The organism is Fibrobacter sp. (assembly GCA_012523595.1).
Lineage (GTDB): Bacteria > Fibrobacterota > Chitinivibrionia > Chitinivibrionales > Chitinispirillaceae > JAAYIG01.
This window is the reverse complement of sequence record JAAYIG010000198.1, coordinates 37,376-63,034: the sequence shown is the minus strand read 5'-3', so window position 1 is coordinate 63,034 and position 25,659 is coordinate 37,376. Positions and strand designations below refer to the sequence as shown.

Below are 25,659 nucleotides of genomic sequence, written 5' to 3'. Positions count from 1 at the left end.
CTGGGCATATTAGTTCCTCCGTTAGGGTTTAGGGGGAATAATGCTGCAAAATTTGTACCATGTGGGCTAGGGGACAGACTGTTTTTATTCTGTTAGGGTAACATTAGTAAAAAAGTAGTCTGTCCCCAAAAAGAGTAAAAAAGTAGTCCGTCCCCAGCCCTGGCGCAATTCTTGCGCCCTCCTCCCCAATATGCCAAACACCGTACACATCCTCGGTATCCCTCTGGATCTCGGACAATCCCGCAGGGGCGTGGATATGGGACCAAGCGCAATCCGTTATGCCGACCTGGCATTCAAAATCTCTAAACTGGGATACAATGTTGAAGATTGGGGAAATGTGACCGTTCCCGTCAGGGAACACCTACCCCGCAAGGAGGCCCCGGGGTATGTCTCCGAGATTAGAGATGTCTGTAACAGTATCTATAACATTGGAAAACAGATCATAAGCAAAAATGGCTTCCCCCTTTTTCTGGGTGGCGATCACTCCCTGGCCATTGGTACTGTAGCTGCCGTTACCGAAAACTCTCCCTCCGGAGTCATGTGGATTGATGCGCATGGAGATTTCAACACCCCACAGACCTCTCCCAACGGTAACATCCACGGAATGCCGGTCTCTATTCTCCTGGGATACGGTATCGAAGAACTGGTAGATGTGGGAAGACCCGGACGTAAACTGCATCCCGACCAGATTGTCCTTATAGGAACAAGGGATCTCGATTATGATGAGAGGGGGATGCTGCGGGAAAGCGGAATACGAATTTACACTATGAGAGAAATTGACGAGCGGGGAATAGCTATGGTCGCCAGGGATGCTATTTCTTACCTGGGCCATCTCCCCTCAATTCACATCTCTTTTGATATGGATGCCATAGACCCGTTTTTAGCACCTGGTGTAGGGACCACCTCACCGGGAGGATTATCCTACCGTGAAGCGCATCTGTTGATGGAGATTGTCTCTGATACAGGAAAGGTTGGTTCGATGGATATCGTGGAGATCAACCCCATTCTCGATCACCGTAACGATACCGCCGAGATAGCGGTTGAACTGGTCTGTTCGGCACTGGGCCAGGAGATCCTCTGAATGTTGATTAAGACGATCAGGACCACTGATTAATCTGATTAACCTTATTGAAGATGATTAAGAGAAGAAGTCTTGGCTTTTTATTACAGAAAAAGACTGAAAGTTACTATTTCATATAAATATTTCGATTCAGATACCGATACAGCCCGAAGGATTGATTGAACTTCTTAAATGTAAAAGCCTTACAGGTATTACTTATCCATTTACCGATGTTCAGATATGCAACCAGACAATAATCCCGTTAATTAGCCGGATCAACGTCACTGGTCTGCAGCCAGTCTCCCTGAAGAAGCATCATGTATTCTACTTCGTGATCTGCAAGGTCCGGATCCCTTTTCTCAACTCTCTTCTTCAGTTCATTTGTGGGAATAAACTGTACCTCATCGATCTCGCTTCTGTTTATCTCAAGATTACCCGGCTCTATTCTCCTTTTCAGAAGATATACATCGGTTATCTCGTTTTCGATAATGTTTGAGACAGTACTGGTATAATGGCGAGGAATCGTGAAGAGAAACTGGAGTTCATCTTTATTTACAGATATCCCCAATTCTTCCTCGAGCTCACGTACCGCACCGTCAAGGCTGCTGTCGCTGGCGCTGAGATGTCCGGCGCATGAAATATCCCATAATCCCGGGAAGATCTCCTTGGTGGATGACCTCTTCTGAAGAAGCAATTCACCTTTTGCGTTTCGGACCCAGACATGAACTGTGCGATGGTGAAGCCCTTTTCTGTGCACTTCTTCCCTGCTCAGCCTTTCTCCGGCTGGTGAACCATCAGGATTGAGCACGTCAAGGAATTCCATTGTCAGATACTTTTCTGCCAGTTACAGGCATTCCCAGTTTGGCAAAATAGCAATGGAGCAATTCGATACGGCCGCAGGTCTCTTTTCTGATCTTTTCGAAGAGCTTTTTCTGACGGATGGATTTCGATCTGGATTCATAATCCAGATCGGACTCACCGGGGTTTCTGGAGGGAACAGGAATATCTCTGGCATAATGAAGTACACCGATGCAGCCTGCGGGAGATTCGACAATTCCTCTTGATACTGCTTTTGCAAAGTCTGTCATTATCCAGGAGAGAGCTTCGAGATTATCATTTACATCTTTCCATTCGGCACTGCTGAGAAAAGGATGGGAGGAATCTTTCCGGATAATCTTTCTTATGTCCCGGTCCTGGTACTCATCAATTTTTTCCATCATCTCCGGGGCAAACCTTTTGCCGCAGGTTTCACAAACGTACCCCTCATTTTTTACATAGAGGCAAAGTGTTCCTCTGGGCTGAAAACTGCTTCCACATATTACACATGAGAGGCTTTGTGATGCATTTTCCCGGTCGGACTTGTATCGTATTACCAGCTTCGATTCAAGAGAAGCTTTGATCTGATCTGTTATCCCCACATCAGTTTCTCTCTCTTTAAAGCTCTTCGATAATCAGTTTGTCAATGAGAAAGTCGTCTATATTTTCATAGGAATCCCGTAGATTTTTGATTCTCTCTCTGACCTGCTCATCGGGAAGAAGTTCGATAAAATCCCTCAGAAAAGCTGCCCCGGGCCCAGGATCATTTCTCCTCTCTGAGTCGCTAACGATGATAAAAGCATCCAGAGGGCGTTTCAGCTTTTTCTTTCTGAAATAATGGTTTTCTGGTTCTCCGGAGGAGCCACGACCATTATAGCTATTTACATGGACTGGCTTGATTTGAATCTGTTCCTCCTCGAATCATGTTTCCTCTGCTCTTTTTCAGATACTTTCAGGTTCCTACTTTATAATATAACGTAAATTAATAACCGAAACGGAAATAAAAGTAACAAAAAGTCAATTGCCGGCATAAACCGAAAAAATTGATTTGTGACAATAATCCACAATGTCTTTACGGGTCTTCTGGTCTGTTTTTGCCCGATCGAGCCAGGTGACAGAAACCTCGATTCTCTTTACCAGAAAAAGCCTTAACAGGTGTGGAAAAAAACGGATATCACCATAGTAAAAGACAAGATCGCGGTTATCCGGAGAGACAGGCCTGCCATCTATAGAGAGGTATTTTATACACACAGGCTGGATATCTATACCTTTTTTACCGGCAGCAGAGAAAAGTGCGCCTTTGAACGGAAGAACAGAGTCACCATTTGATGATGTGCCCTCTGGGAAGAGTGTGATAATGAAACCTTTCTCTAATAATTCCGAAATCCTCTCTATCTTCTCCTTTAGTCCGGTTTTACTCCGTCGTTCCACAAAAAGGCTGCCAGCAATCAATGACATGAATCCCAGAAAAATGTCTTCTGTACCTCAACGGAGGTGATAAGCAGAGAGGGAACCGATGATGCCAGGATGAGGATGTCCAGATATGACAGATGATTTGCGATTATAAGGCATGGTGAGGTGTTCTCGGGGGGATAATTATTTCTTTTGATCCTGATTCCAAGAACTGAGGTCCCGAGGCGAGACCCAAGTGAAGTTATTCTGGAAAGCAATCTGAGTCTTTTTTCTTCACTTCTGATCAAAACGAGTGTGATGAGTGATGTGACGACATATAAAAAAAAAGAAGGAGCGTAAAGAGAAAAAACTTAATGATCGCTCCGATCATATATTGTACTTTCTGTGCACTTTCTTTTCGGATTTTTCGACATCAAACAGGGTGAGAAAATCTGCGCACCTAAACTTCTTATCAAGTGCTGGTTCTCCGCAGATCATGGAGCCCATATTGATGTAGGAGTTTAAAAGAGCGGGTATCTTATCTCTGGCATCGGTTATTTCCTGAGGTGTGATGCTTTCCAGAGCCTTTCTGAAATTCCTCATTCGGAATTTTCCCCTGGAGAACTATTTCATCCGAGACTTTCCCGTTTTCCTGAAAATACCTGTAAATTGATGCGATAATGCGAATGTTGGTTGTCTTGACACTCGAACACCCGAACAGATACTTCGTTCCTGTCTCTCTTATGTAATCGGTTATACCGCGCCAGAGGAGAGCTATTGGAGTGCCTGTACGGAAATCGCGGTGTACGCAGGCTCTTCCCAACTCAAGTTTTGTTCCGGGGAGATTTATGATATCGTCGAGATTAAATTCTGTAGACGAATAGAATTTCTTATGGAAGAGACTGGAGATGAGTCTGTATGTTCCTATGTAATTGTGGTTCTTTTGTCAATAATCACCAGGTGGTCACGTTTAAAATCGAATCTGTCGATATCCATCCCGGAGATATACATTTTTTCCAGCAGTTCCTTGTAGAATACCTCGTATCGAAGTCTGAGGGCTTTTGCAAGATCCTCATTGTTCTCTACTGTCTTTATAGTAAAGTTTTCCCGTTCAATATTTATTCTGACTTTTTGTTTGAACGTCCTGAACTGCAGTGTTCCAGGTTTGAAGATTATTTGTGGTACCGGCATCAGTTTACTAATCTGGAACCCGTGCTTACTAAGCATAAATTCCTCTCAGTCTTTTTATTCTGGTTTCCGGTCCTGATTCATCAATACCACTATCAGTGCCGGTGTGTTTTCGCCCGATGGTGTTAAAGGGAACTGGGTTGCAAGATACTCCTGATCGTTTATTAAAATACGGTTATTCTTGATTTCAGAGATTGAACGAATTGTTATTTCACCCATGTAGCGGCTTTCATCCCGGAGCAGAACGCCTATGCCTATGCCTGGAGAGAGCATATCGAGAAAATTCTGATCGATTTTCAGACCACCAACGGCGAAAAATGGAATATCTGCGATTTCAAACCTCTTTATTGCCTGTAATGTAAGGACCTCTTCTCCCATCATATTTTCAAGATAGATACCAGGTTCTTCTGCAAGACGATTGGCTTTTGCGGAGATACTGTTTCCTGCATTGGCAGGAAAATGGCCGGAAGAGAGAATTGTAAAAGCTGAATCGGTGAGTTCAAGGACCGAAAACCCCATCGGTCCGATAAATTTCACTGAGGTTTGGGTTACATCCGGAGATGAGCGGTCGTTTTCCACTAACAGACGCAGAGAGAAGTTCCGATCCTCAGATACTGCTTTGGTAAAGGAATTCAGCCGTGATGTAATAGAATGGGTTATTTCTGACAGGTTTTTCTTCACCGCCTGTTCAGCAAGAGAAAGATTCTCAAGATCTCTTTTGATCTCCATTTTTCCTTTGAAATCCTGAAAAAGAAAAAATGCTGCTGCAGCGCAGATGACAAGTGTAACTAAAACAGTAACTAGATACTTCATCTTTAACCCTTGATAGAAAAATTTGTGCCAGATTGAAGAAAATACTACACGTACAACTATGTTAGAAACGGCAAGTTTATTGAAGTAGAGACTGACAGAACCGGCGCTATTGTATATCCACGATATCGACCAGTCCCTTTTCATCAAAATACAGCTCCTGTGAACTGTAGATCCAGCATTCTCTCTGGATTCCATTGTTTTCTTTCCGGCCTCTTGAAAGAGGTTCTCCCCAGCTCAGAAACACCTGCTTTCTGGTCATCTCTACCACTATTCTGTGGTTATTGATCAGTTCCCACATCTCGGGGGACCATGAGTGTTCGATCGATGGATCATTCTCCAGAATATCATCACCCCAGGCGTCTATGTTTCTGATCTGATCGTTCAATGTGTTTGTCCAACTGTAACGGACCGGAATAAAACCTTTTCTGTTTCCAGAGGCTTCTACTATCAACCATATAGGGTTGACAGGAAGCGGTGTTGTGCCCCATCGGACATCAATTACTTTAAGAGAATCCTGTATCCTTACTTTCATGCTGCTAAAACCATTTCCGTTTTCAAGAATAGTTGAGATGACTCCTTTTCTGGAAAAAACGTATTTCCCCATCCATCGTTTTCTGGCCAGCTCCAGATCGTCCTCCAGTGCGATCTCCTTTATAGCACCCTTACGGGTCCTGGCATAGATCACCATATCTGTCTTTTCATCAATGAAAGTAACCAGCCATTCATCTGAAACCTGTTCCACCTCGGTGACTCTCAGCACATGTCCCTTGAATTTATCATAGCGTAATCTGTGATTTGGGCCGGTCCACACTGTATCAGCCTGACTTGTACAACTGTCCAGTTGCCTGCATGTGTATAGTTCATACCCGTGCTGGGAGAAAAGCTTCTGCTTGTCGAGCAGGACAAAACGGTTTCCAGGCCAGTTCTGAACAGGAAGGGCATTGGGTGACTGGGGGAGAGGCTTCTCAACGGATACCAAAGTGTCTTTAATGAGTGTCAGAGTATCGGAAACTGCTCTGTTCTGAGGTTCCAGATAGTTTCTGACAGGGGCCGTGCAGTACATGCTTCCGGTCAGCAGCATAAGAACAGCAAGTTTTCTCATCGAGTCCTCCAGAAAAAAGCAAGTATACACAAATACCTTATGTGCAGAGGTGGTGTCAATGCTATAGGTGAAGAGTTGACAGGGAGGGGAAAGGGGAATTATTATGGCCGGTTCTCTTTGATAGAGTAATTCGGCATAAATATTGCAAATCTTCTAATTAAATTTATTTTACCTTTTTAACGGAAAAATTACACTCCAGGAGGTATTCATGAAGAAGTATCTGTTAGCTTTTCTTCTTTTGGGGCTTTATTTGCCGGCTTCTCCCCAGGACAGATTTTACGGGATCAAAGGAGGTCTGTCGCTTTCAAATTTCTGGGGCGTGGGTTCAGAGAATATAAACGATGAGTTCCGAAGTGAACTTGGTAGTCTGGATGAACAGAATCTTCCCCGGTTTACGGTTGGCCTCTTCAGTACCCGGGAACTGCTTACAGATCTGATTGCTGTTCAGACAGAGATACTATTTATTCGTCAGGGAAAGAAGTGGGAGAGCGATGGTGAGACTTTTCTGGTTTATGTCGATTATTTACAAATGCCATGGTTTATGAAGCTCACTCTTCCTGTGCTTCTCAAGCCTGGTATATATTTTGGACCTCAATTGTCGCTGATGCTTCAAGCCAGAGTGAAAGATATTCCAGGTGAACTGGAGACAGCGGATTTCTTTTCGGGTAAGAATGCCTCAGGGGAGCTCTTTGAGCGCTTTGTCAATGTCGTTGATGCGGGTATTGCTGCAGGAGTGGATTTTAAGATTGAAATGGGACCCGGCAATCTGGTTTTTGATTTCAGGTATACTATGGGAGCACTGAACGCATTTAACTTTGAATCGGCAGATAAGACAAGAAATTATGCTTTTATGTTTATGGCTGGTTACGCCCTGAACTTCGGGTACTGAAAATGTCTTTACAAGAGGTATGTCGGCCAGCCCTCAGAGCCTCTTATCATAAGAAGCTTGGCCGGCATCCCTGCGGCATTTTTATTATTCTTTTTCGACTGATTCTTCAAGCATGCGCTTTGCTTCTCTTCTTCCGATGTCCTTTATGGAGAGAAGCTTTTTAATTGTGTTCTGACGCAGCCTCAGTTTTCCCCCTTTGTTTTCCATCATATACACAGCCTGACTGCTCACTCCCAGAAGTTTTGCAAAATCACCCTGTGAGATTCCCAGTCTGGTGCGCAGGGCTTTGATGTTTCTGGATGAAAAGCTGGTTTTCTCCACGACTTCTGGAGACACGTTTGCTTTTTCCTGAGCAGGAAGGAGAGACTGGAACTTTTTAATCTGGGATTCAAGTGCCGCGATTCTTTTTTTTAGTTCGGCGATATTTTTCTTCAGGTCGGCATTGGAGTCTTTAACCGGCTTGACAGAAGCTTTTATCTCCTTACGGCTGATTCTGATTATTTCAGCCTTTAAAAGCGAAGAGAGATTAGGCATAATTTGTTTCCTTTCCGATCATCCTTTCTCATGGGACAAGAGAAAGCGATCATAAAACATAATGAATACCGCAGGTGATTATTGTTGCCGCTGTCTTCCGGCATCATGCAGGAATATTCCTGAGGTATAAAATGCTGTAAGTTAATGTAATAATATAATGAAAATAGAATGAAAAGTCCAATTGGCATGCTTTATGCACTGTGTAGCAATTGAACCTTAAATGGGGGGACTCATGAAAAATCTCTCTTTGTTTGATTGGACTTGTGTAGTCCTTCTGATAATTGGAGGAATAAACTGGGGATTGGTCGGATTTTTTGGCTTTGACCTGGTTGCCTTTATATTTGGTGGAGCATCGCGGGTAATATACGCGATAGTGGGATTGGCGGCACTATATGTAGCTGTAATCAGTCCGGCCTTTATGAGGAGAACTCAGCCGAGGCCGCACAGGACAGCTCAACAGCCAGTCTGAAGAGAATGGACAGTTTCGAAATAGTAAATCGGACTCTGGAATTTGAGTGTCCGGAGAGAATCGCCCACACTTTTTTTCCGTCCGATCTGGTCTGGGGAGGTGTGCATGCAGACGCACCTCTCGATGACTGGCACAGGGTAAGTGAGAGAGAGTGGCAGAGGGTTGATCAGTGGGGAAATCTATGGTCAAAAAGCAGCAATTACTCCAGAGGAAAGATTATCAAAGGAGGGCTTCAGGACCTCTCTCATGTAAAAGACTTTCCCTTCCCTGATTATGGACACCCATCCCGCTTTCTCCCCATCCGTAAGGCATTTGCCCTTACACCCGACAAATGGCATATAGGGATGCTTACCGGAAGTACTTTTGAAATCGCCAGTTCTCTTCTTGACCATTACACATTAGCCCTCTTTGACGATCCTTTATCGCTTAAAACTCTTCATGACCACATCGATTCACTCCTGAAAAAAGAGGTAGAAGGGTTTAAGGATGCAGGTGCCCAGGGAATAATGATAATTGAGGATCTCGCTGAGACTCTTCAGGTTCCGATGGGACCATCGATATGGAAAGAGGAATTCAAACCAAGACTCCAATCCCTTTGTTCATTTGCACACAAACTCGGCCTTAAGATGATTATGCACTCCGTTCAGGAAGCCTCAATGGTATCCGAACTGATCGATTCCGGGGTTGATTGCATACAGCTTGACTGTCCCAGGGCGTTAGGAATAGACTCGATGGAACTTCTGCGCGACAGATATCATGTCACCTTCTGGTGCCCCGTTGATATTTCCACTACTCTCAAAATGAGAAATGAGGATATTATCAGGGCTGAGGCGCGGGAACTGGTAGAAAAACTATGGAAAGGTGAAGGTGGTTTTATCGCCGGTTACTACTGGGATAACATCTCTCTGGGACTCGATCCTGAGTATCAGGAGTATGCTGTGGATGAGTTTAAAAAGTGGGGAAGACGAGATCAGTTGCACTCCTCATCGAGGCATTCCGACTGATTTTAAAAACAAGTCATTGTCACGCCATCCAGGACTCACTTTTACATGACAACTGATTTTCACTGGAACACCTGTAAGTTTTTCCATCTCTGATTCAGCGCCTCTCCTGATTTTTTTGATAACTGCCCCACCCTTTCCCACGATTATTCCCCTTTGCCCGGTTGTTTCCACATGGATAGTGGCTGAAATATCATGGCGGGAACTGCTCTCTCTGTAGGACTCAATCTCTACAAAAGATGCATGGGGGACTTCTTCACGGGTGTTAAGGATAATCTGTTTTCGAATGTACTCGGATGCGAAAAATCTCAGATTTGAATCCGTCAACTCATCCGACGGAAAATACATCGGCCCTTCAGGGATAAAAGGTGCTATTGATTGAAGAAAAATCTCTTTCGATTCCGGTCTGATTGCGGATAGTTTTACAAAAGAGGTTTCTTTGAAGCGTGGAAAACGGTCGAAAAAATTTCTGATGATTTTCTCAGGTGTATTAATGGTATCGGCTTTATTGAAGATTATAATGACCGGTGTATCTGCACTTTTAACAAGATCTCCAACGGTTGCTTCTTCTTCACCGAAACTTCGTGAAAGGTCGACGATATAGCAGATCAGATCGACACTTTCTTTGCTTATTGCTTCCACGGTCTCCTTTACCATTGAATCATTGAAAGTATAATCACCTTTATGTACCCCTGGGGTATCGACGAAGATAAGCTGCATATCATCCGTTGTAAGTATTCCCCGCAGGTTTTTGCGTGTTGTCTGGGGGAGTGGTGTGACTACAGAGAGTTGCTCTCCGAGTATTGTGTTCATCAAAGTGGACTTACCGCTGTTTGGTCTTCCCACAAGAGCGATAAACGCTGATTTGAAGTTACTTTTCTGTTCCATGGAACTAAAATAATTGCAAGTGTTCACATCGTGGAATCGAAAGAATAAAAAAGGAGAGTATACTCTCCTTTAAACTTTATTTGGCAATATTTGAATAATCAGTTTGCTCTGGAAACAAATTCGTTTGTCTGAGTGTTGATACGAATCTTGTCTCCGATAACGCAGTAAAGCGGAACCATTACCTCATATCCTGTGTCGATTGTTGCCGCTTTAAGCACTTTCCCGCTTGTGTCACCCTTCACAGCCGGTTCTGTGTAGGTTATAGTTGCATCGACCTGGGGTGGAAGTTCCACTCCGACAGCTTTTGTCCCATGCACTATCACATCAATTACTATCTCTTCTTTCAGATAATTCAAGGCATCACCGAGATCATCCTTGTTGAGATCCATCTGTTCGAATGTTTCCTGATCCATGAAGGTATAAAAGCCGTTTGTCTCATACAGAAACTGCATCTGTCTGCGCTCCAGAATAATCTGTTCAAACTTGTCTGTAGCTCTGTAAACGGTTTCGGAAACGCTGCCTGTAGAGAGGTTTTTCATCTTCATTTTTACAGATGATGCATTTCGGGCGCCTTTGTTGTAGATCGCTTTCAGGATAATAAAAAGATCATTGCCGATCTTGACGGTATTTCCTGATCTCAGGTCTTGTGCTTCTTTCATCGGGAACCCCTATATTATTTGTTAATGGTTTATTTCTTTCGTTGCGGGAAAACGCTGTGAGTTCGTAAGATAATCTGCGGATAAACAACTTCGCTGAAGGATGAATTGCCTGCAGAGAAAACCCTTTCAAGCCCTGAATTTATGAAGAAATTCACCGAAATTCTTTATCAGGTCACAATAACGATCTACAAAATAACTCATTTTTCTCATTGCGTGCTCAATTTTGTTCAGGTCCCGGAAAAAAGCATGATAGCGTTCTGATGTTACCTGCAGGGGACACTCCCTTTCTGCATCATTAAACTGGAGCATAAGATCACTGTAAGAATTCAGCACTTCATGATCCTCGAAAAAGCCGGAAAGTACCTTTAGAAGTGCCTCAACTTTGACATTCTGATACCGGTTATCCTGCAGATAGGCGTTCCAGATGAAAGGTTTTCCGGCACAGACCGCTCGTGCAAGGGAGTCCTCACCACGTACCAGATTGAAGTCGGTACAGCAGAGCAGACTGTCATAGAGATGCTGTTCTATCATGGGTATTAAGATCAGATGGATATTTTCGCAGGTGCAGGTGTTTTTATTAAAACCCTTTATCCCCATCCTTTTCAGGGTTGCATCCATTCCTGACCGGCTTTTATCTCCGAAGATAAAAAGGGTGGTCTCTTTTCCGGTCTCCTGAAGTTCCTTTATAAATGTATCGAATCCCCGCTCATAGGTAAAAACGGATCCCAGAAGCCTCCCTTCAATGTTGCATGGAGTCAGATTGTAAGAGCAAAGAAGTTTTTCCAGAAATGGAATCCGGTTTTTAATCAGCTCCTCTTTCTGAATTCCAAGTCTTGAGTTAAGGATGATCCCTCCGGTTTCGGGGGTGAAACCAGGCATGAAAAAGAACTTTCTTGCATTTCCCTCCGGAAGCAGAGATTCTTTAAGATGATAACCGGCAACCCAGTCCTCAGCCGAAAGATACTCAAGATTGATAATGAGCTTGCTTTGATACAATGCAGCCTTCATAAATGGCTCAGGGATCCGGCATGCAAATGCTTCGATTACGACTTCAGCAACTCCCAGAGTGCCTATGGATTCTGAATCTATTTCAGAAAGGCTGAAGAAAAGAACGGAGTCACACTCCTGGAGTGTTTTACAGGGGTCAATCCGGGGTTCAATTGAATTAAGAACTGTGAGATTATCCAGAAATACTCTTACCCTGCATTCGCTGAAGGCAATCTTAAACTCTCTGGCAAACCGGTATACAACTCCAGCATCACCGAAATTGTCAATTACATTGCAGAAAATATCTACACTGGAAAATTTCATAGATTTGAATTCGTTTATGTCTACCAGATAGTCTTTACCCTGATAATTCAGGTATAATATGGAAAATCTTTTTCAATGTTTAGAATCAAGAAATCATTGTTTGGTATCCAGTGAGCGGATATAGATCCTCATGATTTCAGCTGCGATATAGGCTGAGTGAACAGTCCAGTTTGGCCCATGCACAGTTACAACGCTGATTGCGATTTGCTGCTCCTTTTCCAGGGGGTTCCGTGCAAAGCCGATAAACCAGTCGACCCGCCCGATTCCATCTTTGTCAACTGAGCCGGTTTTCCCTCCGTATTCGATTTCACTGAATCTTCGGGATTGGTGGATGTAGCGGAATGATTTGCGGGCGGTTCCATGTCTTGAGACCCTGCTCATCATTTTCTTCAGTTCTTTTGAGGTGCTCTCCTTTATCGGAATTTTCCATGTTTCTTTAGCTGCTTTATAAATACAGGTATCACCCATGTAAATGCTGTCAATCAGTACCGGTTTCTGCATCCGGCCGTTTTCTGAAATCGCAGCAGCGATCATGGCTCCGTGTACCGGGGAGATGGTTGTCTGCTGGTTAAAGCCGGATGCAAGTTCCGCGAGTGCAAAAGCCGAGTCAGGAGAAATTACTCTGGATATTTCAGTCTCGATTTCAAACGGAATGGGACAGTTGAAGCCGAACCTGTTTCCGTACTCAAGCAGAGTTCCTTTGGAGAGAGAGTAAAGTCCTATACGTGCGAAAACCGGGTTGATTGACAGAGCAAAGGCATCCTCAAGCGGGATCTCGATGTAGTTTTTTAACTCCTTTTCCAGTTGGAATCTGTAAAGTGTGTGATTTCTTCCGGCATGGGGAAGAAGGCTCTCCGGAGAAAGGTTTGCTGTTTCGATAGCTGCCGCTGCTGTGATCGTTTTATAGAGAGAAGCGGCAGGGAAGAGGCTTTTGCAGTAAAGCACGCCCAGGTCCGGGACACTGTCGTTTTTATATGAGAGTAGAACAAGAACTCTTCCTGTTGCAGGATGAACAGCAGCTATGGCGCCGTAAAGCGGATGATACCTCTTCAGTAGTGATTGCCCGAGTTCCTGGAGCTGAGTGTTTACACTGTAATGGACTGTGAGGTCTTTTCCACGGTACTTTATGCTGTCTTTGTCTTTAAAAAGACCGGGCGGGTTTTTCTTTATCAGATCGGAAAGATCTCCAAATGTAAATGGAAGTACCAGACCGGACTGATTCCTTTTATTTTGTTCAACTGGTTTCTGACGCTTGATATTTTTTTTTGCTGCTCTACGTTTTGCTTTGCCGGCGGCGGATTTGTTTGTTTCCTTTTCTGCTTTTCTTTCGGTCAATTCTGAACCGGGTGTTTCCTTTCCCTGGCCTTTATTCTCATTTTTTTTCAGGTTTATGCCTGTGTGAATTGCTGCGGCCAGTATGATAATTGCCAGCAGGAACCGAATTCTGCCTTTTCTTGGTATTTTTGTTTTGAGAAAATCTGCACGCACCCTGCGCATCATGGGTGAATCGGAATTCATCTAAGCTCCACTACCGGTATTTTTTCGGAATTACTCCACGAAACAGAATAAGAGAGGAATGGATACGGTTCCTGAAGGAACCGTATCCGGAACGCAAGTTAAAAAGTAATAGCAGTCTGTACACTTATGAAGTTGTTGGAAACCAGTTTACCTTCTGCATCTCTTTTATACCCGTAACGGGAATCCCAGATCAGAGTGGCTCCCTGGCTGATTTCGAAGCCAGCACGGTAGCCCCAGTACATGAGCTCTGTTTTTTCAAAGAAAGCATCGTTGAAATTTCCGATATCGGTTTTGTAGTAGTAAGCTTCTGCTTTGTTAATCTTGGGAATTTTCTGCAGGATGATGTCACCCAGAGATGCTGTTGCCTCAAACCGCTGGTCTTTATCCCTGTTTCCGATCAGGTACTGGTAAGCACCATCGATGATAAGCACGTTGGCGATATTGAAACCCAGTCTCCCGTAGATTCCGTTCAGGGTATCAGATGGGATTCTTTCTGCTTTGGTGCTGATTTCAGGTGTTCTCAGTATCCTTTCATCGAGGTAATAGGTTCCGAAATAGCCAGGGGTGAACCTGCCCTGTACCCGCCGGTACTCGATATTTGCCCATAATTGCCAGACTTTAAGGGCAAGTCCCGGGGCTCCTATTCCCCACCCCTGCACATCATCGGTTCTGATTCCGGTCTGTCCATATAGATCCAGGTTTACAAGTGAACTCCTGATAAGCGGGATACCGATATCTGCACCGACCAGACTGAAAGGGACATTTTTCCTGGAAGCCCATTGGTCCCGATGCTCGATCAGGGTATCATACAAACTGTCTGCCTCAATGAGCTTTTGGCGGGCATCGTCTGTGAAAGTGTAACCGGCTGTTTCGATAACATGTCTTGTAAAGGAACTGTCCTGGATACCGTCAAGATCTCTGTCGTTACTGGGGCCGGTGAGTGTGAAATCCCAGTCCCGGGCAGGAGCGTACTGATTGATATCCATTGCGTAAGTTCCACCAATTGAGATTCCCTTTATAATAGGAATATTGGACATCTTCAGGGGGGTAAAGGCCAGACGGGCACCAAAAATACCACCATCGTTGCGGAAATCCTTGAAATCTGCCAGAACTGTCTGCAGGGTGACACCAATCGGACCAATGTCGTTAAGGTAGAACTGTAATCCAAGTAGTTTCTGGTCAGGGTAGTGGAGCATGTTTGTAAAGCGGTCAAACAGGAATCCGTATCCCAGAGTAACATTTGACAATCCGCCGAACTTGATAAAAAGCGGATCCTGTTCGTATCCGAAACGGATATAGCGAATTTTTCTGGTGAGTGCTTCTACCCAGTCATCCTTAAAATTCCACCCCTTATCCGAGAACTGCCCCTCATTGTCGATAAAGAGCTCCAGGTCAAAGAAGATTCCAAATTTCCAGATCGGAACATCTACACCCAGCGCAATTCTGGTCCACTGATCACCATCGACAGTTACAGTTCCGGCTCCTATTTCCCATTGTGGTTTCGAGGGGGCTGTGGCAGCGGGAGAAACCGATTTTTTATCTACCGGTTCTTCATTGCTTTTTTCTGCTGATTCAACAGGCTCTTTATCATCTGTGGATTCTTTCTGAGGTTGTTCAGTTTTTGCCTGCTGCTGAGGAGATGTCTCCTGCTTTTTGTCGCTGGTTGCCGGCTGGGGAGGAGGTTGTATCGGGGTGACAGGAGTGCTTTTTACAGTTTCAGTCTGGGGCTCCTTTTCAGGGGCTGGTGGTTCAGATTTCTGCTGAGCGGCTGGTTCACTCGTTGAAGCCTGGGGGGCAGGTTCAGGCTTCGGATCGGCAATTCCGGCCCATTTTTGAAGGTTTTCTACAGCTTTAGGGGACAGCTTGGCGGATGTCAATTTTCCGTCTCCATCAACACTGCCGAAGCTTCCCTCTTCTACTACCAGGGATTCACCACTGGGTGACTGCATCTTCATCTTTCCCTTAAGCACTGCAGTAGAGGGATTTGAAGTCCTGCTGCCCCTGACTGCTGCAGCAGTTCCAACTGGTTCAAAGGTAAATCCCTTATTTGTTATCTGAATGGAGCTGACCATCTGAGGATCATTGCGATCAAGAAAGATCTGACCCTCTTCCAGTGCTACCTTCAGAGAGAAACCATCGCCACCGAGAACAGCATTGAGAGGGCCTCTTAGAAGCAGTCTTGTGCCGGCTTCGATAAGCACTGTCGCTTCGATTTCCTGGCCAATTAAGATTGTATCTCCCAGGGCGATGTTTCCGGAATCCTTGATAGTGGTTTTTCCGGAAGCTTTTGCCAGCACGGCTTCACCGCTTTCCACCTTAATCTTGTAATCGTCTGCATAGATGAAATTCAGACTGACAAGCAAAGCGGCAAGGAAAACAAAAAATCTGCGGTGCATAACGTTAACCCCCTTTTTGTGTTTTTCAATTCTGAAAGGAAAATAATAGGCTCCGCATCGATGCGGTACCTATTATAATACAAAGCCAAAAAGACTTTCGAATCGTCTGGACCGGTTCTGAAAGAAATTTGATTATATCCATAAGTAATCGAATAGACAACCATTTAGTGCTGTATTTTTGAGATGGTTTTTCATTTCAATAACGCTGTATGTTCTCACTGTCTGAATCGGTATCGGTATCGGCATCGGAAAATTATTGTTGTCTGAAATCATTCTGATCATCTGAATCATTTCGATACCGACCTCTATCCGGAATTCTCCAAGGCATATTATTTGCGATCAATAATTAGAGCAGGGATAAAACTATGCTTTAATGGGGATAGATCTATGTATAAGAAGCTGAAGGAACTTTTAGATCAGAATAGAATAAAGTACCAGGTGATAATGCATTCAACTGCCTATACGGCACAGGAGATAGCTGCTCAGGCTCATGTACCGGGTTCAGAGATGGCCAAGGTGGTGATTGTGAAGACTGACAATGGAATGATTATGACCGTGTTGCCGGCCTCCCATATCGTTGACCTGTGCAGGGTAAAGGAGATAACCGGGGCCTCAACAGTGGCGCTTGCCGAAGAGGAAGAGTATGCGGGTATCATGGATGAATGTGAGCCGGGTGGTGAGCCGCCATTCGGGGAGTTTTTTGGAATGAAGGTTTATATGTCTACGGTTCTTTCCGAGAGTTCCCGGATTGTTTTCAATGCCGGTAACCACCGTGAGCTTGTCAGTATGGCAACTGAGGATTATCTGAGGCTTGTTAAGCCGGAAATTTCCTCTTTCAGTATAAAAGAGCAGATCGGTAAAAAGGATCGTCACTCGGAAATCTGAAGCTCTATGCTGAAGATGGTTTCTTTCTGGTGTCTCCTGCCCCCTTTTTTTCTTTTTTATGCATTTGCGTATGGCGACAGCACCCTTTTTCCTGTACCGGAAAACCTGAAAAGTAATGTCAAGTTCTGGATAAAGGTCTACACTGAGATTTCTCAGGATCAGGGATTGCTCCATGATAGTGAATTCCCTCAGATCGTTTACGAAGAGATAAATACCGGAGGACTCCATGGAAGAGAACCGGGACGAAATCTGGAGAGCCTCAGGAAGGAGATTATCTCCGCCATCATAAAAGTACGTACTGGAAAAAGAAGCACCTGGGGTGCAATTGAAAAGAGAATCGATTCTCTTTTCTACAGTAATCCCGGAAGCATGCTTGACAGTGCAGAGTACAGGGTTCGCTTTCAGCGGGGCCAGAAAGATCAGTTTTTAAGAGGCTTGTACCGGTCCGGCGCTTATATCGACACCATAAAAACAATACTGGCCAGATATGGTGTGCCATCAGAGCTGGCTTATCTTCCTCATGTGGAGTCCTCGTTTGATCCTTTTATCACTTCCAAAGTCGGCGCAGTGGGAATCTGGCAGTTCATGCCTGCGACTGCAAAGCAATTCCTGTTGAGGGTCGACAGATCAATTGATGAGCGGAGAGATCCGATATTGTCAACCGATGCTGCTGCAAGAGTACTTTCCAGAAATTACCGGCATCTGAAAAACTGGCCGCTTGCCATTACTGCTTACAATTACGGTTTACCGGGGATGCTCAGGGCTGTTGAGGCTACAGGTTCGAATGATCCCGGAGTGGTGATTGATAAACATAAAAGCCCCTCTTTCAGATTCGCATCCCGGAATTTTTACAGTTGTTTTCTTGCTGCTCTGGAAGTGGTGCAGAATTACCGGAAATATTTCGGAGAGATTGAATTTGAAGGGAGAATGAGTGTCAGGGATATATTTCTTTCTCAGGATCTGAGCCCGGTTCAGATTGCCCGAATCCTTGGTATCACCACAGATGAATTCTTTCTGCTCAACCCTGGAATGAGTAAGGATTTAAGGCAAGTATCAAGAGGTACCACAATAAGAGTATCCGATACTTTTACAACTGAAACCCTTGAACAGAGGGTAGCATACTATTACGATTCAGTTTCAGCAAGTCAGGCTGAACTTGAACCTGTTGCAGCCGTTAATCCTGTCACAGTGGAAACAATCCCGGTTTCCACACCTGTGTTCGATGCGGATATCTACGATTTTGCTTTGCGTCAGACCGGCAGTGAAGGGATTCATGAGATTACAGTCCTTCCCAATGAAACTGTCGGAGCTTATGCGGCATGGCTGGGTATTCCGGAGATAGCTGTGCTGCGCCTTAACAAAATGAATGAATCTATCAAGGTGGGTCAGGCACTGAAAATCCCGGTTCCTTTTGATAAAAAGGAGGGCTTTGTCAATGCACGCCGGGCTTTCCACCAGGGTCATGAGGAGAGATTTTTTGCCAGGTACAGGATTACTACAGTCAAACCCAAAATCATGAAACATGGAGAGAATATCTGGACTCTTTGCAGAGGAAAAACAGAAATTCCGATCTGGCTGCTGCGTAAATTTAACAGAGATCTTGATCTGGAAAAGCTGCGTCCCGGAACTGTGGTCATATTTCCTGTAATAACCCCTTTGTGAGTTTACAGGCCTTTATTTCCTCAGGAACTCTTTTACTACCCTTACATAGTAACCTGCATACCTTCTTAACAAAGGTTTGATTGCAATTTTATCGGCCAGCCCGTTTTTCACCAGCTCCTTTTTGTCTTTATCATCGATAAGGTCCCAGCCAAAACAGGAGCAGAACGGTGCATTACAGGGTGTACTCTCCTTCAAGAGAGTTAGTCCCGAATAGATATTGCCAAGGGGTGTGTGGTCGCTGACGCACCTTGTAACTGTGCCGTCAGAGGTGATCCGGACCAGAGATTTGCCTGCTTCACATTTGATGCCCCCGGGGTAGAACAGGGTGCGTCTGAATGCGTCAGGACTTGACTTTAATATGAGTTCGCGTTGTTTTCTGGTATAAGACTCAGGATAGGGTTTAAATCTGTAAATACCCTTGTAAGGTTTTGCCAGAAGAGTGATTCCTTTTGACCGGAAAAACTCGAAATCCTTCTCGAAGCGATGGAGAAGTCTGGGATCCAGAACGTAGTTCACCTGAAAAGGGAAAGACTTTTCCCGTAGGACATCGATCATTCTGATAAAGCTGTCAACCCCGTTGCGTCGTTCCCGCTCTTCTATATGAAGGGAGATGTACATATCTTCAACCATGGAGGAGGGAATTCTTTCCGCGAACTCCAGAACGTGTTTTTCTATACTGAGGTTGGTATCGATGTAAAGAGTGATATCATTATGTACAAACTTCTCACAGATGTTTACGAATTGGGGATAGGCAAATGGCTCTCCTCCTGTGATACCGATACACCATTTCTGATCAGTCTGGTTGAGAGTCTTTATCATTGCTTCTATATCCCATTTCTCATCCATTTTGCGTGATGAGCCACCGTAGCAGTAGGAACAATGATAGTTGCAGAAATTGGTTATCAGCCAGGAGGCAAAGACTCGGTTGGATTTGAGAAAAGTATTCATAAGATTTTAATCAAAGCTAAATGTAATGAACTAAAAATAACAGTTTATCAGCGAATTACCAATTTCCATGTGTTTTCCAGGCAGTAAGCAGGTAAATGTTGGCTTGAGTGTATATTTAGAGGGTATGATAGAAAACTTACCTGGCGATTCCTTTTCTCCTGAGTTCAAGAACATTACATCCAGAACTGCCAGATCGGGTGCAATGATGCTTATTGCGAAATGCACTCGCCATGGTTTTGCGTTTCTTGTTTACTTCCTTCTTCTCAATCTGCTGGTTCCTTCAGATTTTGGTCTGATGAAGTATATCACAATAGTTCTTGGCACTATCAATATGCTAGTTGAGCTTGGTTTCTCTATTGCAATTGTCCAGAAACCGGTTCTTGAGAATGATGAGGCATCTTCTGCATTCACAATTACTTTTTTGTCGGGATTGGTGATGTATGCTGGTGTATACTTCGGGGCACCTGTTATTTCCGATTGGTTTCATGCTCCTAAGCTTATAAATCTGATAAGGGTTGGATGTTTGTCATTACCGCTGGGAGGTCTGTCTGTTGTGCAGCGGGCAATCATCCAGAGAAAGATGCAGTTCAGGGTAATAGCCTCAATTGAGGTTGTAGCTGCTGTAATAGGATCGTCATTATCAGTTGTTCTGGCATTTCTTGGCTTTGGGGTGTGGTCGCTTGTGTCGAGTGTATTGTGCTTTAATGCGGTTTCTTCACTGCTGTATATCCTGTATGCAAGATTCCCGGATGGTAACTTTTTCAGATTATCTGCTGCAAAGTCGCTGTGTCCTGTTGGTTTCAGTATGGTGTTTCAGAGGGTGGTTGACTATCTGACTAACAATTTTGATGCAATACTTATAGGCAGGTATTTTGGCGAATTTACCCTCGGTATCTACGGAGTTGCTTTTGATATTGTAATGTTGCCGCGGGCAGCTCTGGTAGCGATTCTCTCGCAGGTATTGATTTCCGCTTTTTCCCGTGTTCAGGAGGAAAAAGAAAGGGTGAAGAGTGGTTTCCTTCAGCTCACAGTTTTTATCAGTGCAGTTTCGGTACCGTTTTTCATGATTGTAATTGCTTTACCTAAAGAGATTTTGATTATCCTTGGGGCTTTTCGCAGTGATACAGTCTGGTTGGGAGCAGTTGAGCCGCTTAAAATCCTTTCTCTCTCAGGCATTCTGTATGTTTTATCGAGCTATCCTGGGATGATCTGGATCTCGCTTGGGAAGGTAAAACTTCGTATATTTTGGGCAATTGCGATGGCAGTAACCATGGCAGTTGCTGTGCTTATCGGTGTGAAGTTCGGTCTTTCAGGTGTTTGTTGGGCACTTTTAGTCAGGGGAGCTGTGCTTACGCCAATTATAGTCACTGTAAGTTGTAAATTATTCTCTGTCAGGCTGGGGGAATATCTCAATCTTCTGATGCCATCCTTTGTTTCCGGCACCGCAATGCTGGTAGTGATAATGATAATAGAAAAACTTTTACCTGCAGGCACTCTGAACAGCAGCGTGCTATTGTTATGTGCCGGGGCTTCAGCCGGGCTGTCTGCTTACATTCTGGTATTTTTTCTGTTCTGGAGAGAGCAGTTTGCGCAGGTAATCAGACCTCTTAATCTGCTTATGAATAAATCAGCAAATTAATAGTGCATGTCCTTCTTTGCTGCAAAATATTAGAGATCCCTGTAAGCTAAAAAACAACTTCGAATACTTTGTGCCTGCCGTTATTGTTTATCAGGTTCAGATTGCCATAGCTGTGATAGTTGTCGAATAAATTGCCCAGAGGACCTGAAAGAAGACGACACTGTTCGGTGAGGACCACAAAACGCACCCCTCGCCTCCGGCACTCATCAGTAAATTTATCGAGAGTATTTACGGGAAATTCGGGGTATTCTTCATTGTAAAGGTAAGTGCCCCAGCGTGGAGAACCACCATTGAAATATGGTATGTAAAATGGCATGGAACGGAAATAGAGATTGAAGTCTGTTGTGAAAACCTGATTTACACCACTGCACCCTTTTGAGATGAGCAATGATTCAAGTTCAGATCTGGTTCTGTTTTCTTTATACCGGTTATTCATTTTCTGGTAATCTTTGTAAACAAGAATCATTATTGCGATGGTAAGGACAGGAATGACAAACCTTTTTGCCATATTTACTTTTGCATCAAGCACTGCCTGGATCAGGAACCCTGCGCACAGAAGGGAAAACGGGAGAGCCATAAGTATCTGTCGCCCGCTTGTAAATGCAGAAAAAAAGCCGAAATGAAGCAGTGTCCAGATTGCCAGAGCTCTTGATATCTGCAGTTGTACCGGATTTTTCAGGGTAATTGCTGCTATCAGGGGGAAGATGTATCCCGGAGCATAGGAAAGGAACGAAAGAAGGTATTTTTTCAGGAACAGAAGAGGATTGCTCATGATTATTTCCTGGATCGAATCTGGAATGTCAAATCCAATTGTATGGTACCAGCTCAGATCGTACATAAGATCATAAACGTTCGTCGGTCCAAACTGGGTTTCCCAAAGCCCGTGGCCTGTCAGCAGACTTACAGCGAACTGTGGAGTATAAGCGATTATCAGAAAGACTCCGGAGAGAAGAACAGACTTCCATTTTTTTCTGTAAATGAATAACATAGCTGCAAGAAATAACACACTCCCGGGGAGAACATGGTACCTGGTGATCGCCCCCAGGCCAAGAAAAAAGCCTCCCGCTGCAAAGGGGACTTTTGATTCATTTCCTTCGGAAAGAGCATTTAAAATGAAAATGGCACCGATTGAAAAGAATGCCACTGAACCAGGATCAGGACCACCTACAGTTATGTAGTGAAAAAGGGTTGGAAACAGTGCCAGAATTGTAACTGAAATCAAAGAGACCCTGGTTGATAGAAACTTCTGATACAAAAAGAGAGAAGAACCTGTGATAATTATCCCGAAAAGGGCATTAAGAAAAATTGCCGGTATAACCGGAAACATACTTGCAGAAATCAATTTTACCAATATGTAATATCCTAAGGGATATTGCGTGTTGAACAAGGTTTTCATGTCATTAATATCAAGATGTCTGGCGATGAAAACTGTGTCCCAGAAATCATTATGGGCCTGATAAAAGCCGGTAAGAAAGCTGGCAAGGAAAGTAATAATTCCAAGGAACAGGGGCAGAAGATAGATACTGATTTTTTTATCTGAATTCATTAAAGAGGTCTTGTTCCGTTGATTTTGAATAGACATCACGTGCTCAGGTCAAATGATTTGTTCCATAAAATATATACGAACAAGGCAGGATAAGACTCTGATTTTTTTCTGTTTTTCCGGATTGATCCGTAGTATTATATGTTTTACGCATATTCTCAGGTAAAAAGAGCAGGAAAATAGATTCTTTATGAGATCTCAAAGCTTTCTGAATAATTCCATTAAGGTCCAGAAATCAGTAACCCCTGAATCTCTTGTAAATGTGCTGGGGGTTATTTATGTGCACAGGAAAACAAGTGACGGAGGAGATATCTATCTTACCCGGTTCGGGCTGCCTGTAGCGGAGTTTCTTGAACTTGAAAACTGGTATGAAAAGGAGTGGTTCGAGAAACACAGGGAACGGCTGGAGGGCACCAGTTCAGTTTACCGTGTGCCTACAAAAGAGCTTTACGGGGAGAGTCTTGAACTGGTAGTGAAGAACAGCAGGGTAGGTGAGGATGTGCCGCTGGAGACAAAAACGCTTCTTGAGTATCTAAACGCGGAGTTCAACAGCCCCTGGGAGGAGTTCTCGCTGGTTTTTGAGATGCTCGAAGGAAAGTTTGGACCGCCTGATATAAAGGTCAATACTCAGGAACCACTTGCTATTTATGTACCACCTGAAAAGATGCAGATATGGCAGAGCGGCCGCTCTCAGGTAAAAATCAATCGGATCAGGGCCAGACAACCCGGAATAGACATCGATATACTTCGTCAATATAAGCTGATTTACCGCTGGATAAAAGGGAAAAATGTTCTGGAAGCCTTTCAGGATATTGGTTTTAATAACGAGGAACTCAGGGAGATCCTGGGGTTGGTTACCAGAAAGTCCATATATGACATGGAGAAAAAAGGTTATGTCGTTGCTGACATGAAACCTGTACATATAATTATCGGTGAGAAGGAGATCGGGAAGGTAGAGAGTCTTGTTGCTTCTACCGAACCAGATACCAGACGTCTCCGCTCAGAGATGCTTCAGGCGTTGATCAGACAGGGTAATTATTCAATAATAGATTATGAACTGCTTCTGAGAACCGATCCCCATGAAGAGCAAGTGAGCAGTCAGAGACGACATTCTTATCTTGACGATCAAAGGGACAGGTTTACAGCCACAGAACTGCCTTCACACTTGACCAGTGTGGAGATCCTGGGTGTTCCTTATGTACATGGTCATGTGGAAAGTACAAATGGTCAGTTATGGGTGGTGGGGAAGAATGGACGTCTTTTTGATTATTTCCTTCCGGAGAGGTGGCGAAAAACTCATGCCTGGAAACTCTCGGCTATCAACGACGTTTATTACACGGTTACTAAAGATCATATCCATATCGTCTGGAAAACATCAAATGTGGGAGAACGCCCATCGCTTGATTTCCCGGGTCCTCATGCAGGGGAAATGGATGAATTCGGGTATAACAGCCCTTTTGAGGAGTTCTCGATTGCTCATCATCTGAACCTTAACGGTGTTCCCACAGTTTACATGAGAGCTATTTACATGACGGGAAGTGCGAAGCTGGAGATAACCGATGATATGAGCAGGTATATCTCCCACAGTTTAATTCTGGGCCCTGATGGTTATCCTGTACTTCGTCCGGATCGTAATTATATAACCCTGCGGGGCTACTACAATGGCCCTGATGAGTGGGTTGCGAAACAGAACGGACCTCTCTGCCGGCCGCTTGACCTGCTGCAGGCAACGGGCAAGGGGATCGTGGATGAATCCCTCTTCAATAAATTATTCGACAAGGTTAAATCACAGTTGAAAAATGTCGGTTATGATGGAACCTTTCTGAGGAAGAACGATCTTCTCCTTGCTGTCGATCCAAATAAGGAGTTTATCCTTGATAAGGACGGGCTCCCCGAGGTCAGAATCTGCAATTGCGAATTGATAAGGAAAATCTGACAAATGCCGTTCACTGTCGCAGGAGCAGGGGAAATACTGTGGGATCTGTTTCCCACCGGCAGGAGGCCGGGTGGAGCGCCCGCCAACTTCTGTTATCATGCCCGGATGCTCGGTGCGGAGAGTTTTGTGGTTTCCAGAGTCGGGACAGATCAACCGGGAGAGGAATTACTGGAAAGACTCGCTGAACTGGGACTCTCTTCCTGCTATATTTCTCTCGACAGAGTACATCCTACAGGTTCAGTATCGGTTACACTTGACAGTAAGGGGAATCCGGACTACATAATCCACGAGAATGTCGCCTGGGATCATATCCCCTTCGATGAACAGACAGATGGTCTGGCGAAGTCGGTTGATGCTGTATGTTTTGGCACTCTCGCACAGCGGTCACCTGAATCCCGGGAGTCGATACGAAGATTTCTGAAGAGTGTACCTGAAAGCAGGCTCAAAGTATTTGATATTAATCTGCGCATGCAGTATTACAGTCCTGAACTTATAAATGATTCACTTCTCCTTTGCAATGTCCTGAAGGTCAACAGTGAAGAACTCAGCAAAATCGGGTCGATGTTTTCCTTATCAGGAGAACCGGAAGAAACGCTCTCAATTCTCTGTGAAAAGTACAATTTACGACTGATTGCTCTTACAAAGGGCAGTGAAGGAAGTGTTCTTTATACTCCTGAGGAGATATTGTATCATCCGGGGTTTAAAGTAGATGTTTGTGATACGGTTGGGGCGGGTGATGCATTTACAGCGGCATTGACAATTGGAGTTTTGGAAGGGAAACCACTCGCTGAGATTAATGATTTTGCAAACACGGTGGCTTCTTTAGTGTGCCATTACAATGGTGCCACTGCCACTGATTAACCAGAATAGGTAGTTAATCAGATTTTTAGCACCTGGTCGGGATGGGATCTATTCATTCGTATAATGCTTTCGCACATAGATAATTTGTTGTCGATACCGATTCCGATACGACCCCGATGCCGGGGAGGAAAATCTACCGGACACTGCCG

25 protein-coding genes are annotated in these 25,659 nt (G+C 44.3%); 9 read left to right on the top strand and 16 right to left on the bottom strand.

Annotated features, from left to right (window positions below; genetic code table 11):
- The first annotated feature begins 190 nt into the window (after positions 1-190).
- Positions 191-1,081, top strand: a complete 891-nt coding sequence (gene rocF, locus GX089_13725) for an arginase (protein NLP03550.1) — start codon at positions 191-193, stop codon at positions 1,079-1,081.
- 241 nt (positions 1,082-1,322) lie between these two features.
- Here rocF and GX089_13720 read toward each other — a convergent pair whose 3' ends face one another.
- The 8 genes from GX089_13720 to GX089_13685 form a co-directional block, all read right to left on the bottom strand.
- Positions 1,323-1,883, bottom strand: coding sequence for an NUDIX domain-containing protein (locus GX089_13720; protein ID NLP03549.1), 561 nt, complete (start codon positions 1,881-1,883; stop codon positions 1,323-1,325).
- Positions 1,870-2,478: a hypothetical protein gene (locus tag GX089_13715; protein NLP03548.1), complete on the bottom strand. Its 609-nt coding sequence runs from the start codon at positions 2,476-2,478 to the stop codon at positions 1,870-1,872. The genes GX089_13720 and GX089_13715 overlap by 14 nt, the downstream gene beginning before the upstream one ends.
- Positions 2,479-2,893: 415 nt before the next feature.
- Entirely contained in the window at positions 2,894-3,334 is a 441-nt protein-coding gene (locus GX089_13710) for a 1-acyl-sn-glycerol-3-phosphate acyltransferase (GenBank protein ID NLP03547.1), read from the bottom strand.
- Between the two features lie 321 nt (positions 3,335-3,655).
- Positions 3,656-3,871, bottom strand: coding sequence for a hypothetical protein (locus GX089_13705; protein NLP03546.1), 216 nt, complete (start codon positions 3,869-3,871; stop codon positions 3,656-3,658).
- Complete coding sequence (locus tag GX089_13700; GenBank protein NLP03545.1) at positions 3,807-4,196, bottom strand: GNAT family N-acetyltransferase; 390 nt, start codon at positions 4,194-4,196, stop codon at positions 3,807-3,809. Before GX089_13700 ends, GX089_13705 begins: the two co-directional genes overlap by 65 nt.
- Positions 4,193-4,495, bottom strand: coding sequence for a GNAT family N-acetyltransferase (locus tag GX089_13695; GenBank protein NLP03544.1), 303 nt, complete (start codon positions 4,493-4,495; stop codon positions 4,193-4,195). The genes GX089_13700 and GX089_13695 overlap by 4 nt, the downstream gene beginning before the upstream one ends.
- 18 nt (positions 4,496-4,513) lie before the next feature.
- Positions 4,514-5,269 (bottom strand): hypothetical protein, encoded by a 756-nt coding sequence (locus GX089_13690; protein ID NLP03543.1) that lies wholly within the window; start codon positions 5,267-5,269, stop codon positions 4,514-4,516.
- Positions 5,270-5,375: 106 nt separating this feature from the next.
- Positions 5,376-6,371, bottom strand: a complete 996-nt coding sequence (locus tag GX089_13685) for a hypothetical protein (protein ID NLP03542.1) — start codon at positions 6,369-6,371, stop codon at positions 5,376-5,378.
- Between the two features lie 208 nt (positions 6,372-6,579).
- On the opposite strand from GX089_13685, the gene GX089_13680 reads away from it, so the two are divergent.
- A complete protein-coding gene (locus tag GX089_13680; GenBank protein ID NLP03541.1) occupies positions 6,580-7,260 on the top strand; it encodes a PorT family protein in 681 nt (226 codons plus the stop codon).
- Between the two features lie 84 nt (positions 7,261-7,344).
- Here the strand turns inward: GX089_13680 and GX089_13675 are convergent, their stop codons facing one another.
- On the bottom strand, positions 7,345-7,794 hold the full coding sequence (locus tag GX089_13675; protein NLP03540.1) for a helix-turn-helix domain-containing protein: 450 nt from the start codon (positions 7,792-7,794) through the stop codon (positions 7,345-7,347).
- Positions 7,795-8,026: 232 nt separating this feature from the next.
- On the opposite strand from GX089_13675, the gene GX089_13670 reads away from it, so the two are divergent.
- Together GX089_13670 and GX089_13665 are read left to right on the top strand one after the other, a co-directional pair.
- A complete protein-coding gene (locus tag GX089_13670) occupies positions 8,027-8,263 on the top strand; it encodes a DUF378 domain-containing protein (protein NLP03539.1) in 237 nt (78 codons plus the stop codon).
- Between the two features lie 5 nt (positions 8,264-8,268).
- Entirely contained in the window at positions 8,269-9,267 is a 999-nt protein-coding gene (locus GX089_13665; GenBank protein ID NLP03538.1) for a hypothetical protein, read from the top strand.
- Here GX089_13665 and GX089_13660 read toward each other — a convergent pair.
- The 5 genes from GX089_13660 to GX089_13640 all read right to left on the bottom strand — a co-directional run bounded on the left by GX089_13660 (position 9,247) and on the right by GX089_13640 (position 16,036).
- Entirely contained in the window at positions 9,247-10,152 is a 906-nt protein-coding gene (locus GX089_13660) for a GTPase Era (protein ID NLP03537.1), read from the bottom strand. The genes GX089_13665 and GX089_13660 overlap by 21 nt on opposite strands.
- 98 nt (positions 10,153-10,250) lie before the next feature.
- Positions 10,251-10,811, bottom strand: a complete 561-nt coding sequence (efp, locus tag GX089_13655) for an elongation factor P (GenBank protein ID NLP03536.1) — start codon at positions 10,809-10,811, stop codon at positions 10,251-10,253.
- Positions 10,812-10,937: 126 nt separating this feature from the next.
- Positions 10,938-12,122, bottom strand: a complete 1,185-nt coding sequence (locus tag GX089_13650; protein NLP03535.1) for an elongation factor P maturation arginine rhamnosyltransferase EarP — start codon at positions 12,120-12,122, stop codon at positions 10,938-10,940.
- 93 nt (positions 12,123-12,215) lie between these two features.
- Complete coding sequence (locus tag GX089_13645; GenBank protein NLP03534.1) at positions 12,216-13,640, bottom strand: hypothetical protein; 1,425 nt, start codon at positions 13,638-13,640, stop codon at positions 12,216-12,218.
- 98 nt (positions 13,641-13,738) lie between these two features.
- Positions 13,739-16,036 carry a hypothetical protein gene (locus GX089_13640; GenBank protein NLP03533.1) on the bottom strand — a complete coding sequence of 766 codons (2,298 nt, stop codon included), beginning with the start codon at positions 16,034-16,036 and terminating at the stop codon, positions 13,739-13,741.
- 387 nt (positions 16,037-16,423) lie between these two features.
- On the opposite strand from GX089_13640, the gene GX089_13635 reads away from it, so the two are divergent.
- Together GX089_13635 and GX089_13630 are read left to right on the top strand one after the other, a co-directional pair.
- Entirely contained in the window at positions 16,424-16,921 is a 498-nt protein-coding gene (locus GX089_13635; GenBank protein NLP03532.1) for a YbaK/EbsC family protein, read from the top strand.
- A 6-nt stretch (positions 16,922-16,927) separates the two neighbouring features.
- Complete coding sequence (locus GX089_13630) at positions 16,928-18,583, top strand: transglycosylase SLT domain-containing protein (protein NLP03531.1); 1,656 nt, start codon at positions 16,928-16,930, stop codon at positions 18,581-18,583.
- 12 nt (positions 18,584-18,595) lie between these two features.
- On the opposite strand, the gene GX089_13625 is transcribed toward GX089_13630, so the two are convergent.
- Positions 18,596-19,531, bottom strand: a complete 936-nt coding sequence (locus GX089_13625; protein ID NLP03530.1) for a radical SAM protein — start codon at positions 19,529-19,531, stop codon at positions 18,596-18,598.
- Positions 19,532-19,655: 124 nt separating this feature from the next.
- On the opposite strand from GX089_13625, the gene GX089_13620 reads away from it, so the two are divergent.
- Positions 19,656-21,170, top strand: a complete 1,515-nt coding sequence (locus tag GX089_13620) for a lipopolysaccharide biosynthesis protein (GenBank protein ID NLP03529.1) — start codon at positions 19,656-19,658, stop codon at positions 21,168-21,170.
- Positions 21,171-21,216: 46 nt separating this feature from the next.
- On the opposite strand, the gene GX089_13615 is transcribed toward GX089_13620, so the two are convergent.
- On the bottom strand, positions 21,217-22,716 hold the full coding sequence (locus tag GX089_13615; GenBank protein ID NLP03528.1) for a hypothetical protein: 1,500 nt from the start codon (positions 22,714-22,716) through the stop codon (positions 21,217-21,219).
- Positions 22,717-22,903: 187 nt separating this feature from the next.
- Here GX089_13615 and GX089_13610 point away from each other — a divergent pair, with 187 nt between their 5' ends.
- Positions 22,904-24,649 carry a hypothetical protein gene (locus GX089_13610; GenBank protein ID NLP03527.1) on the top strand — a complete coding sequence of 582 codons (1,746 nt, stop codon included), beginning with the start codon at positions 22,904-22,906 and terminating at the stop codon, positions 24,647-24,649.
- A 3-nt stretch (positions 24,650-24,652) separates the two neighbouring features.
- Entirely contained in the window at positions 24,653-25,510 is an 858-nt protein-coding gene (locus tag GX089_13605; protein ID NLP03526.1) for a carbohydrate kinase, read from the top strand.
- Positions 25,511-25,659: the final 149 nt, after the last annotated feature.